11 protein-coding genes are annotated in these 12,544 nt (G+C 69.7%); all 11 read right to left on the bottom strand.

The genetic code is table 11. From position 1 onward, the window contains the following. Window positions 1-95: 95 nt before the first annotated feature. The 11 genes from CXP56_RS14515 to CXP56_RS14465 all read right to left on the bottom strand — a co-directional run bounded on the left by CXP56_RS14515 (window position 96) and on the right by CXP56_RS14465 (window position 12,112). On the bottom strand, window positions 96-737 hold the full coding sequence (locus tag CXP56_RS14515; RefSeq protein WP_051310264.1) for a flavin reductase family protein: 642 nt from the start codon (window positions 735-737) through the stop codon (window positions 96-98). Window positions 738-742: 5 nt separating this feature from the next. Beyond that, window positions 743-1,912 (bottom strand): thiolase domain-containing protein, encoded by a 1,170-nt coding sequence (locus CXP56_RS14510; protein ID WP_286901457.1) that lies wholly within the window; start codon window positions 1,910-1,912, stop codon window positions 743-745. A gap of 5 nt (window positions 1,913-1,917) precedes the next feature. After that, on the bottom strand, window positions 1,918-2,862 hold the full coding sequence (locus tag CXP56_RS14505; protein WP_028847810.1) for an MBL fold metallo-hydrolase: 945 nt from the start codon (window positions 2,860-2,862) through the stop codon (window positions 1,918-1,920). A 115-nt stretch (window positions 2,863-2,977) separates the two neighbouring features. Further along, window positions 2,978-4,456: an amidohydrolase family protein gene (locus tag CXP56_RS14500; protein ID WP_286901455.1), complete on the bottom strand. Its 1,479-nt coding sequence runs from the start codon at window positions 4,454-4,456 to the stop codon at window positions 2,978-2,980. Further along, the gene (locus CXP56_RS14495) at window positions 4,453-5,319 is read right to left on the bottom strand and encodes an NmrA family NAD(P)-binding protein (RefSeq protein WP_286901454.1); all 867 of its coding nucleotides are present in this window, start codon (window positions 5,317-5,319) and stop codon (window positions 4,453-4,455) included. Before CXP56_RS14495 ends, CXP56_RS14500 begins: the two co-directional genes overlap by 4 nt. Further along, entirely contained in the window at window positions 5,316-6,635 is a 1,320-nt protein-coding gene (locus tag CXP56_RS14490) for an amidohydrolase family protein (RefSeq protein ID WP_286901453.1), read from the bottom strand. The genes CXP56_RS14495 and CXP56_RS14490 overlap by 4 nt, the downstream gene beginning before the upstream one ends. A 455-nt stretch (window positions 6,636-7,090) precedes the next feature. After that, window positions 7,091-7,708: a TetR/AcrR family transcriptional regulator gene (locus CXP56_RS14485; RefSeq protein ID WP_028847809.1), complete on the bottom strand. Its 618-nt coding sequence runs from the start codon at window positions 7,706-7,708 to the stop codon at window positions 7,091-7,093. 47 nt (window positions 7,709-7,755) lie between these two features. Continuing rightward, window positions 7,756-8,736: an NADP-dependent oxidoreductase gene (locus tag CXP56_RS14480; RefSeq protein ID WP_286901451.1), complete on the bottom strand. Its 981-nt coding sequence runs from the start codon at window positions 8,734-8,736 to the stop codon at window positions 7,756-7,758. A 661-nt stretch (window positions 8,737-9,397) separates the two neighbouring features. Further along, on the bottom strand, window positions 9,398-10,078 hold the full coding sequence (locus CXP56_RS14475; protein ID WP_028847807.1) for a TetR/AcrR family transcriptional regulator: 681 nt from the start codon (window positions 10,076-10,078) through the stop codon (window positions 9,398-9,400). Window positions 10,079-10,400: 322 nt separating this feature from the next. Continuing rightward, window positions 10,401-11,030, bottom strand: a complete 630-nt coding sequence (locus tag CXP56_RS14470) for an MBL fold metallo-hydrolase (protein ID WP_028847806.1) — start codon at window positions 11,028-11,030, stop codon at window positions 10,401-10,403. Beyond that, complete coding sequence (locus tag CXP56_RS14465; RefSeq protein ID WP_286901449.1) at window positions 11,027-12,112, bottom strand: S-(hydroxymethyl)mycothiol dehydrogenase; 1,086 nt, start codon at window positions 12,110-12,112, stop codon at window positions 11,027-11,029. Before CXP56_RS14465 ends, CXP56_RS14470 begins: the two co-directional genes overlap by 4 nt. Between the last annotated feature and the right edge of the window lie 432 nt (window positions 12,113-12,544).

Below are 12,544 nucleotides of genomic sequence, written 5' to 3'. Positions count from 1 at the left end.
CCATCTCCGCGGGAAAATCGGCAATCGACAAGGAAGGAACAGCAAGCAGGGAAAGGACGAAGAAGCGAAAAGCCGCACCGCCGCCCGAGGGCCGATCAGGCGCCGTTCTGCTCGGTGTACAGGGTGTGGGTGAGCGGCCGGAACGACCGGACCGGTCCGATGCCGGCATAGCGCGGGCCCGCCACCCGTCCCAGGGGTTCCAGCTCGGCGGTGTCGATCTTGCCGTCGCGGACCAGCCCGCGCTTGGCGTGCACGACCTTCACCTCGCCGACGATCAGCTCGGTCCTGGACAGGCCGAACTCGATGGCCTGGTCGAAGACGCACTCCATGGCGACGGCCACATCGGCCAGCCGGGGCACGGACACCGCCTTGCTCGGCACCGTCGCCAGCCCGAGCACTTCGACCTCGCTCACCCCGTGCGGCAGTTCTTCGGCGCTGAAATGCACCTGTTCGGCTTGCGACACGTGCGGCGCGTTCACCACGAATTCGCCGGTGCGTTTCATGTTGCGCGCGGTGTCCTTCACGTCGGCGCCGCGGCGGCCGACCGACACGCCGATCATCATCGGGTTGTTGGACAGGATGACGTAGGCGCTGAACGGGGCCAGGTTCACCCCGCCGTCCTCGCTGCACGTGGTGATCCAGGCGATCGGCCGGGGGACGACGATCCCGGTGAGCAGCTTGTATGCCTCCCGCTCGGTGAGGCCGTCGGTGAGGATCGTGTCGTACTCCCAGGTCATGACGATCACCCTGCCCGCAACACGGTGACGAAGTTGGCGATGCCGAGCCCGCCCATGTTGTGCACCGCGGCGACGCTCGCCTCCGGCAGCTGCATCGCCCCGGCACTGCCGGTCAGCTGCATGGCCGCCAGCACGAGCTGGCTCACGCCGGTGGCGCCGACCGGATGGCCTTTGGACTTCAGCCCGCCGGACGGGTTCACCGGAAGACGGCCGTCCCGGTAGACCGTGCCGTCGTCCAGCAGCGTGCTTCCCTTGCCCGCGGGGGCGAGGCCGAACGTCTCGTACAGCACCAGCTCGGCGATGGTGAAGCAGTCGTGCACCTCCACGAACGACAAGTCCGCCACACCGACACCGGCCATGTCCATGGCTCGCTGCCACGCCGTGGCACTGGCGGCGAAAGCGAGCGGATCGCGCTTGGCCGCCGGGAAGTAGTCCGTGGCGTGCCCGACCCCGGCGACGCTCACCGCCCCGCCGGCGGTGGCGTGCGGCGCGGAGCCCGCACTGAGCACCAGCGCCGCCGCGCCGTCCGACACCGGAGAGCAGTCCGTGCGTCGCAACGGGTCGGCCACCAGCGGATTGGCATCCGAGACCGTGCGGCAGAACTCCTCGTCGAAGTCCTTGCGCAGATGCGCATACGGGTTGTCCAGCGCGTTGCGGTGGCTCTTGGCCGCGATCCTGGCCAAGGTGTCGCCGCAATCGCCGAACCGGCGGGAATACTCCTGCGCCACCAGCGCGAACCGTCCGGCGAAGCCCAACGGGTAGTCTGTCCCGGCCTTTTCGTAATCGGCGCCGATGAGGGCCTTGCGCACTCCGGCGGCGTCGGTCTCGGTCATCTTCTCCACGCCGACGACCAGCACGTGCCGTGCGACACCGGAGCGCAGCGCCAGCAGTCCTTGGTGCACCGCCGTCGCTCCTGATGCGCAGGCATTCTCCACTCGCGTCGCGGGCACACCCCACAGGCCGTCGTCCGCCTGCAGCGGCAGCGCGGAACCGAACGTCAGCGGGTGCATGCCCGCGTTGTACTGGGCGTAGTAGATCGCGTCGATCTCCGACGCCTCGAGTTCCGCCGACGCCAGGGCGCCTCGCGTCACCTCGACGACCAGCTCTTCCAACGTGGCTGACAGCTTCCCGAAGCGGGTGTGCGCCCATCCGGTGATGTGCGCGTTCAGCGACATGACCATCACACCTTCGTCCGGATCGGGGCCCCCAGCCAGGCCAGGACGTCCTCGAAGGCCGTCGTCCGGTCGGCCTTGCGACCGGCCGCCTCGGCGTAGGCGCTGTGCAGGTTGAGCACCAGCCGCTCCGGATCCAGCAGATCGGCGAAGTCGCCCAGGTCGGCCGTGCGCGCCACCTCCAGCGGGCTCAGCCCGGCCTCCAGGCCGCGCTTGGCTTCGGCCTGCACGAACTCGTAGTAGCGGCGGTGCTCGTCCAGCACCCGGTCGATCTCGGCACGCCACACCACGTCACCGTGACCGGGCACGATCGCCTCGGCGTCGAACTCCGCGATCCAGTCCAGCACGCGGATCGCCCCGGTCGGCGCCCCGGCCAGGATCATCGGCGTGTGCCCGGGAAAGAGCAGGTCGCCGGCGAACAGCACGCGCGCGTCCGGCACCCAGGCCACCAGATCACCGTCGGTGTGCGCGGCGTACCCGGGGTGGATCAACTCGATGTGCCGCCCGCCGAGGTGCACCGTGACGGCCGATTCCACGGTCAGGTCGGGCACCCGGCGGTGCAGGTTGCCGAAGTCCGGCTTGGGCGACCAGTACGGCGGGAAGGCCTCGAGGGTGCGGTCGGCCAGCAGTGCTTCGCGCATGGCGCGGTGACCGATCAACACGGTGTGCGGCGGCAGCAGCGAATTGCCGAACGTGTGGTCGCCGTGGTGGTGGGTGTTCACCGCGTACCGCAGCGGCTTGTCGTGGCTGACCTGCGCGACCTCGTCGAGCAGCTCGCGCGTGCGGCGCTCCGTGGTGCACGTGTCGATCAGCACCGCCGCCGCGTCCCCGACGACGACGCCGGCGTTGTTGATCCACCACGATCCGTCCTGCTGCAGCCACGCGTGCACGCCGTCGGCAACTTCCACCAGCTCACCGGGGCCGAGCGACTCGGGCGCGTGGTCGTCTGTCATCGGCACTCCTTCACGGTCACCACGAGCGATAGATACACTCGAGACTATTTTTACACTCTGATGTAAATTTAGGGTCAGGGTCATGCCCTGTCAAGACGGCAGCGAGGGAGATCGCTTACAGCTCGGCGACCTCGCCGAGGCCGGGGACGCCCTTGTGGTTGGGCCGGATGGTGACGTGCGGCCGCGGCGGCATCCAGCCACCCCGCTCGCGGACGGCGCGTGCGACCCGGGTGCCCGACTCCTCGAGCAGTCGTTGCGCCCGGCGACTCAAGGCCGGGTCGAGCTCACCGTTGCGCTTCGCCACCCGCCCGTCGACCAGCACCGTGGCGATGTCGGCCACGCTGACCTGCAGCACGATCGCCGCGATCGGGTCGATCACCGGCCGCAGGCGCGGTGTCCTGGTGTCGATCAGCACCAGGTCGGCGGCCTTGCCCACCTCGATCGAGCCGCACACGTCGCCGAGGCCGAGCGCGCGGGCGCCGCCCAGCGTCTGGAAGTGCAACACGTCTTCCGGCCGCAGCGTCGGTTCGCCGTCCGGCGCGGGCACCGGCTCTTCCCGCACCGGGTGCGTGGCGTTGGCGAGCGCGGTCTGCATGGCCAGGCGCATGGACGTCAGGCTGTCCGGCGAGTTGTTCGCCTGGATGTCGGCACCGATGCCGACGTTCACCCCGGCGCGGTCGGCGCTGGCCAGGATGTTCGGGCCCATGCCCATGGCCAGCTCGGTTTCCGGGGTCGCCGACACCGCCGCACCGACCTCGGCCAGCAGCTGGAAGTCCCGCTCGGTGCTGGTGTTGCAGTGCGCGTGCAGCTGGTGCTCCCACAGGATGCCCTGCTCGTGCCAGACCTCGATGTCCGACCGGGCACCGGGGCGCCACCTGGTGTTGGTGTGCGGATGCACCAAGCCACCGGTCTCCAACCCGACCAGGAACTCGTTCTTGATCTGCTCGTAGGGGGCGCGGAACGTCTCCGTCGGCGACACCCCGAAGGTGACCCGGCCACCCGGCGACGGGAAGTACGTCGACGCGATGCGGCGGGCATCCCGGAATCGCTCCTCGACGAAGGCGAACGCCGGTGTCTGCGGCGACGGGGACCAGAAGCCGTAGCACCAGACAGCGCGCCCGCCGACGTCGATGATCGCCTCCACCCCGGCGTCGGCGTGCTCGGGCGTGTTCACGCAGTGCGAGAAGTCGACCGTGGTCGTGACCCCGGCGTCCAGCTGAGCCACCACCCCACCGAAGGTCGACGCGTACACGTCGGCTGCGGTGTAGGCGAGCATGTGGTTCATCCGGATGCACCAGAAGTAGTCGTCGAGCAGCCAGTCGCCGGTCAGCGCCCGCATGGTCGACTGCCACAGCGTAGTGTGCGTGTCGACGAACCCGGGAATCACCCAGTGGTCGGTCGCGTCGATGACCTCGGCGCCCGCGGCAGCACCACCGGCGCCGTTCCCGGCATGCGCGTCGGCGGACAGGACGCCGTGCGGGGTCAGCTGGCTGATTCTTCCGTTCTCGACCAGCACGTCGACCCGCCGCAGATCGCGCCGCCGCGGATCACCGACCAGCACCAGGCCGCCGGTGACGAGAATCTTCTTGGTCATCTGACGCTCCCGGTCTGTGCGTCGCGGACATCGCGAGCGACGACGTCGGCGAAAGGAGTCGGCTTGCGGCCGAGCAACAGCTCGGCGACCGTGCTCGATCCGAGCAGCCCATGTGCGTCGTATTCCTGGCACATGAGGGCGTACTCGTGCCTTTGCCGCTCTCCCCAGGCGGGCGGCAGCGGCAGGGTCTTCGGGTCGACCTGGACGATGCGCCGCGGCTCCCCCAGCACACGGTCCATCGTCGCGGCCATCTCCCGCACGCTTTGGATCTCGGCACCCGCAAGCTCGTAACACGCGTAGACGTGGGCATCGTCGGCAAGCACCGAGGCGGCGCAGGCGCCGATGTCGCGCACGTCGATGACCGCGAACTTCGCGTCCGGGTCGTACGGAACGTGCAGCTCACCGTCGCGGGACCGCTGCCGGATCCGTAGCACGGTCTGGGCATACATGGCCGGCTGCAGGATGGTCCACCGCAGTCCGGAGGCGCGGACCAAGATCTCCGCCTTCGCTTTCCGCTCGTGATGCGGCATCGACGGCGTGTACGGGTGAAGCACGGAGTGGTACACGAACCGATCGGCACCCGAGCCGGTGGCTGCACGCAGCATGACCTCGACCCAGCGGGGTTCGCTTTCCCGGTAGGAGGCCGCAACGAAGTAGATCGCGTCGACGCCCTCGGCAGCACGCCGTACGGACTCCTCGTCGTCGTAATCGGCGACGACGACTTCCTGCGCCCCCAGTGCCGCCGCTTCGTCTTTGCGTTCCGGCCGGTGCACCAGGGCGCGGACGGCGAACCCGCGTTCGCTCAGCACGGATGCGACGGTGTTGCCGCTGATCCCGCCGACCCCGCAGACCAGAACCTTCATGCGGAGACCTCCCTCATGGTGCCCGGAACCAGCCGGGCCTGCGCGGCGTCCAGCGCCCTGATCGCCCGTCCGGCGAGGTCGCCGACCAGCCGGCCGTCGCGCTTGCGGAACTCGCCTGCCACCAGCACCGCGTCGATGTCGGCCACGCCCATGTGCATGACCAGCGCGACCATCGGATCGACCAACGGGACGAGGCGGGGCGTGTCCGGCCTGAGCACGACCAGGTCCGCCGCCTTGCCCACCTCGATGGAGCCGCACACGTCACCGAGGCCCAGCGCCCTCGCCCCGCCGAGCGTGGCGAAGTGCATCACCTCGTCAGTGCGCAGCGCTATGCGGTCCAAGCCGGACGTTCCGCGGGACTCCGCGACGGCCTGCTGATGCCGCATCCGCTCGCTCTGCATGCCCAGGCGCATCACGGCGAACATGTCGGCCGACGCCACGGCCTGTGAACCCACGCCGAGCGCGGTGGTGACGCCGGCTTGATGCGCGTGGCGGAGCGGCGCATAGCCGAGGCCGCCGCCGAGTTCGAGGTCGGGCGTGGAGACCACCGAGCAGCCCGCGCCGGCGAACTCGGCGAACATCTCCGGCGGAGTCGCGGTGCAGAAGGCGTGGATGTGGCGCGGGGACAGCAGGCCGGCTTCCCGCCACTTGGCGCTGTCGTGCGACCGGACGTCGGTGTGGGTGAGGACCGGGGCGTTCAGGCCTGCGGTCAGATCGAGTTGGGCGGCGAACGACTCCAGGTCGCCATGCCATGCCGCGGCCAGACCGAACGACAGCAGCGGGTGCTCGGCGAGCAACTGGGTGAACACGGCGGCATCGGCCAGGCGGCCTTCTGCCGCTCCGGCAGGCGAATCGAATCCGTACGCCCACACCCCGCGGATGCCCGCCTCGCTGAGTCCGTCCACCGCTGCGCGGGCGTGTTCGAACGTGGCTATCGCGTCGCAGTGGTCGAACGTGCAGGTGATGCCCGCGTCGAGCATCGCGGCCGCCCCGCCGAAGGTTCCGGCGAAAACGTCGTCCGGCGCGAGCGAACTCGCCACGATACGCCGGATCTCCGCCTCCGCGGCGTCGTGCGAAACGCCTGCCAGCATCCCGCGCAGCACCGACTGCCACACGTGCTGGTGCGCGTCGACGAAGCCGGGGATGATCCAGCAGCCGGAGTAGTCGACGACTTCGGCATCGCCCACCGCCAAGCCGGATCCGATCTCGGCGATCCGGCCTGCCCGCAAACGAAGATCGACGTCGGCGAAGTTCTTCTCTGCCGGGTCGCCCACGAGGACGGTGCCGCCCCGCAGGAGCAGTTCAGGTGATGACACGGCGAGCCTTCCGCGTACGCCGGACGCGCGTCCCGCATCCGGCTTATTTACACTCGGATGCAAATATGTGTAGCGTGGGCGCTGGGCGGTGTCAACCGGCCATGACCGGGCGGCCAGCGCCGGGGATGTCAACCGGCCATCACCGGGCGGCCAGCACGCCGGACAACGACCACCGGAGCGTCACCGCGTGACGGCAACCAAAACTGGCCGACACCACACAACCGGCACAGCGGGCACAAGCGCGCGGCCAGCGTCAGCGCATGCGCGGACGGTCTCGGATGTCGGAACCTGGACCAGCAACGCATGCTGCCGGTGTGAGCGCACGCGCGGACGATCTTCGTGCCGGACTTGCCCGCTGCGGTCCGGGGAACAGGCGACCTCCGGCCATGTAGCGGCGTTCACCGGGTTCGCCGCCGAGGCCGGAGCGAACCCGCTCAGCGCGAACGGCTGCCAGGCTAGAACGAGCGGATGCCGTCCAGCACGACGTCGATGAGGTGCATGAACGCGTCGTGCAGATCGAACGGCGGCTGGTCGTCCGGCCCCTCGCACCAGTCGTACAGCAGGCCGAAGTAGCTGCTGTACAGGATCGTGGCCACATGCGAGGCGTTGACCTTGGACGAGATCTCGCCGCGCTCGATCGCGTCGGTGAGGAACCCGCGCAGCACGTCGACCAGCTGGTGGGGGTCGGCGTCGAACGGGCCGCCTGACTGCCGCCACCCGAGCGACATGCGGATGGTCAGCGCGCGTTCGGCCACGTTGATCGCGGCCAGCTCGGCGAAGTAGCGGCGGAGCACAGGCTCGAGCCTGGGGTCGTCGGCCAGCTCGGCGGAGATCGCGTCGATCACCCGCTGCCTGCGGCGGCGGCCCCACTCGGCGATGAAGTCGCGCTTGCGCGGGTAGTGGTTGAACGCGGTCTTGCGGGCGACGTCGGCACGTTCGGCGATGTCATCGACCGACGTGTTGGCGTAGCCGGATTCCAGGAACAGCTCGCAGGCCGCCTGGTACAGCCGGTCGTGGGCCTCGTGCCATCGCCGCTGACGTCGATCCTGCTTCGCCACCTCGGGGGTGGTCATCGCTCGCAATCCTTTCTCTCCCCTCGACAAGCGCTACAAGTGGGCCTTCATGACCAGCCCAGCACCAGCCGACCACGTAGTCCTCCGGCCTCGAGAAGCCTATGCGCTTTCGCCACTTCCTCGGGCGGGAAGACCTCGTTGACGCGAGCCGTGATCACACCCGCCTCGGCATGCTCCCGCAGCCGCTCGAGCAGATCCGTGCGTTCGGCGACCTCGAGCACCGAGATGGGCACCACCCGGATGCGCGACGTGCCGTCCCCGGTGTACCGGCGGAACGTGGTGACGGTGCCACCGTCGCGAACCGCGTCCAGCACCTCTGCGTTCTGGATCGCGGCATCCGCCAGCCCGTCCACGCCATGCGGAAACCGCTCCCGCACCGCTGCGGCGAATCCCGGGCCACGCGGCAAGATCACATCGGCACCCAGCGAAGCCACCAGCTCGCGGTCGTTCTCCGCCGCGTCCGCCACCACGCGCAACCCCGCGTGCTTGGCGAGCTGGACGACGTATCCGCCGACCGCGCCTGCCGCCCCGGTCACGGCGACCACGTCCCCGGCGGACAGGTTCATCGCGTCGAGCGCGTGCAGGGCGGTCAAGCCGTTCATCGGAATCGTGGCCGCTTCGACGTCGCTGAGGTTGGACGGCGAACGGACGACCGAGACGGCGGGCACCACCACGTCCGCGCGATGTCCGCCGTGCTCCCCCGCGGGTGCGACGATCGCCATCACCCTGTCGCCCACGCCGACCGACGTCACGCGCGCGCCGACTTCGGTAACGAGCCCGGCGACCTCCATGCCAGGAACATCCACCGTCTCCGGCCTGCCGCCGGTGGCTCGCTGCCCAGCGCGGCGGACCACGTCCGTCGGATTGACGGTGGATGCCGCGACCTGAATGCGCACGTCGTCCGCCCCCAGCGGCTCCGGTTCCAGGGAGACGACTTCCAGCACCTCGGGCCCACCGTAGGCACGGAAACCAACGGCCCGTACTCGCTTGCCCGCATCGGTCGACATCACACGCGTTTCGTCTCGCACACGCGCGATCTTACACTTCGATATAAATATTTTGGCGGCGGCTGGTGCGGCGGACGGCGGGGTCGGCGTGCGAGTCATGCACTTGTGCGAGGTCACCGGGCAGATGGTGGCACTGCGCGCACCTGGCCACCAGCACCGACGGGGCCGATCTCAGGCGACTCAGCGCGCGAGAGCTTCACCCGTGCGCAGTTTCACCCGTGTGGCGTTCACCCGTGCGGTGTTCACCGGTGCAGATGATCACCGTGCGGAGTGCATCGACCGGGAGGCGGCGGACGGGCGCAAGCGCCGATCGGAGCGGGTCGTCCGGCGGACGCCCGTCACTGTGACCGCCTGCACGGGGTGGCGGTCGTGCCGACCGCGTGCGCTACCGGCACGACTCCCACCACGTGCGCTAGCCGGCTGGTATCCCTGCCACATGCACGAGCCAGGCTCGCATCCCCACGACCCGCAGCGACCAACCCGCATCCCCACCGCGCCCACTGAATGACCGGCGCTCCCACTGCATGCCCAGCCGACGGGCGTTGGCCGACGGGCGTTCCGACCCATGCCACTGAGCGGCACGAGTCCCCGCCACATGCACGAGCCAGCCCGCATCGCCGTACCCCGCGCTGACCAGCGGGCGTTCCCACTGCGCGCTGACCAGCAAAGGTTCCGGCGTGCGCTAGTTGGCCGGCGCGAGTGCCGCGGCCACGTCGTCGAAGCACCGCTGCACGGTGCGCACGACGTCTCCGCCCGGGTCGGCCAGCTCGGGCAAACCCGACCTGTCCACCAGCAGGCTGCCCAGCACCAGATCCACGAACGTCGCCCCGATCTGCTCCGCGGTCAGCTGACCGTCCGGCCGGAACCACGTCCACGCCCAGTGGCTGGATCCGAAGATCAGCAAGCTGCGCACGTCGACGTGCCCGGGACGGAACACCCCCTCCCGCACCCCGCGACGCAGCACGTCCCGCACCAGCTCCAGGTACTCGTCCCGCAGCGGCTTGCCCGCCGTGCCCGCGATGCGCGCGACCTCCCGCTGGAACGCCACCGTCGCATCGCGCTCGTGCACCTGGTACATGATCGAGGCGAACAGCAGCCCGGCAAGCTGCCGCTGCGGCGTGCCCAGCCGGCGGCAGATCAGCCTGGCCTCGGCCAGTCTGGCCTGCATGTACTTCTCGTGCAGCGTGGCGAGCAGACGGTCCTTGGTGCCGTAGTGGTGCACGATCGTGCCTTTGGAGATGCCGAGTTCGGCACCGATCTCGCTGAAGTTCGCCGCGTCGTAGCCCCGCTGAGCCACCTTGCGGGTGAACGCGGCCAGGATGTCGGATGCTCGTCCCCGGCGCTTGGCGCCCCCAGCACTCACCACGCCTCCCTCAGTCGGCCGTCGACCGCACTCGATGCGGGCACTCCATTCTTGCCCGGTCGTCGTCGCGGGAACCGTCCGCCTCTTCCTGTTCCAGATCGTCCGTTCCGTGCCTCCCGGATCGTCTGCCGTTGCGTGTTCAGGACGAATCTCCCTTCGCCGCCGCCCGGCCTCCCCGGACGGCCTTCCGCACATCGGATGCCCGCCTCCCCGGCATCCGGGCGCTCGCCCTCCTCCCACGTGGAAGGTCCGGTGCGGCATCACGGACCGTCCGAAGCACAGGCATCCCGGACCGTCCACCTGGTGAACCCGAGCGGAGCGGTCAGTAGCCCCGACGGATCCACTCCTCGCGGTGCGGAGCCTCCTCCCCGACCGTGGTGCTCTCGCCGTGGCCGGGATGCACCACGGTTTCCGGCGGCAGGCTCAGCAGCCGCCTGGTGATCGACTCGATGATCGTGGGGAAGTCGCTGAACGAGCGGCCGGTCGCGCCAGGGCCGCCCTTGAACAGCGTGTCCCCGGTGAAGACCACACCGAGATCGGGCACCGCGAAGCAACACGCACCCGGCGCATGCCCGGGCGTGTGCAGCACCTCCACGGTCGTGCCGCCCAGCGCCAGCCTGGCCCCGTCCACCAGGTCGGCGTCCGGTTCCAGATCGGGATGCGTCAACCGCCACAACGGCAGGTCGTCGGGATGCAGCCACAGCTCGGCACCGGTGCGCTCGGCCAGCGCGGGAGCAACCCGCACGTGATCGTCGTGTGCGTGCGTCAGCAGGATCGCCTCCACCGTGCGGTCACCGACCACGCGCATGATCGCGTCGACGTCGTGCGGGGCGTCGATCACCACGCACCGCTCGTCGTCACCGAGCACCCAGATGTTGTTGTCGACGTCGAACGTCTGGCCGTCCAGGCTGAACGTCCCCGAGACGACGGCGTGATCGATACGCACGCTCACAGCATCACCACCGAACGCAGCACGGCACCGGAGTGCATCTTCTCGAAGGCCTGTTCGACTTCGTCCAGCTTGATCTTCTCGGTGACGAACGCGTCCAGGTCCAGCCTGCCCTGCAAGTACAGATCGATCAGCATCGGGAAGTCGCGCGACGGCAGGCAGTCGCCGTACCAGGACGACTTCGTCGCCCCGCCCCGGGAGAAGACGTCGATCAGCGGTAGCTCGATCTTCATGTCCGGCGTCGGAACGCCGACCAGCACGGCCGTGCCCGCCAGATCACGCGCATAGAAGGCCTGGCGGAACGTTTCCGGCGTGCCGACCGCGTCGATCACGACGTCGGCGCCGAAACCCCCGGTCAGCTCGCGGATGGCCTCGACCGGATCGGCCTGACGGGCGTCGACGGTGTGGGTGGCGCCGAATCCGCGCGCCCACTCCAGCTTGGTGTCGTCGATGTCCACGGCGATCACCGTGGTGGCACCGGCCAGCACCGACCCGGCGATCGCCGCGCTGCCGACCCCGCCACAGCCGATCACCGCGACGGAATCGCCGCGGCCGACCCCGCCGGTGTTGATCGCCGCACCGATCCCGGCCATCACCCCGCAGCCGAGCAGCCCGGCCGCGGCGGGCGAGGCCGCCGGGTCGACCTTGGTGCACTGCCCGCTGTGGACCAGCGTCTTCTCGACGAACGCGCCGATACCCAGCGCGGGCGTCAACGGGGTGCCGTCCTCCAGCGTCATCGGCTGGGCGGCGTTGTGGGTGTCGAAGCAGTAGTGCGGCTTGCCCTTGCGGCATGCCCGGCACTCGCCACACACCGCGCGCCAGTTGAGAATGACGAAGTCGCCCTCGGCGATCGTGCTGACGCCCTCCCCGACCGCCTCGACCACGCCCGCGGCCTCGTGGCCGAGCAGGAACGGGAACTCGTCGTTGATCCCGCCTTCCCGGTAGTGCAGATCCGTATGGCACACCCCGCAGGACTGGACGCGCACCACGGCCTCGCCGGGGCCGGGGTCCGGCACCACGACGGTCTCCAACGTCACCGGCTCGCCCTTGCGGCGAGCGACGATGCCTCGAACCTGCTGCGACATGGGCGGCCCTCCTCGCGACGCTGCGGAAGTGTCGATCAACTCGGCTCGACCTTACGTCGTCGGCGGCCGCAACGGGATGCTCCGAACGAGTCGCGCTACCCCCGCGAGCTGGGCAAACGTCGATGACCGGCCGGCCGGATCACGCGAGTAGGTGACAGAGTGGTGTTGCGACCGGCGCACTCGCGTCACACCGCTGGTCCAAGGGGCGGCGGGCAGTGCGCCGGCCGGACAGCGGTCACCCCGACGACCAGCCCGCCAATGTCGCGAGAGCCCCCGACCGCGGCCGCAACGCCGCCGACGACGGCCGTGCCCGCAGGTATCCGGCCATGGCTCCGCCGCCGAACGCAGATGCACGAACCAACGGCATCGCGGCCGAGGAGTGACCGTACGAATGACCGCGGGTGACATACGAACACGGTGCAGGCGTACCTG

It is taken from the genome of Thermocrispum sp. (assembly GCF_002919275.1).
Lineage (GTDB): Bacteria > Actinomycetota > Actinomycetes > Mycobacteriales > Pseudonocardiaceae > Thermocrispum > Thermocrispum agreste.
This window is presented reverse-complemented; position numbering and strand designations above follow the sequence as displayed.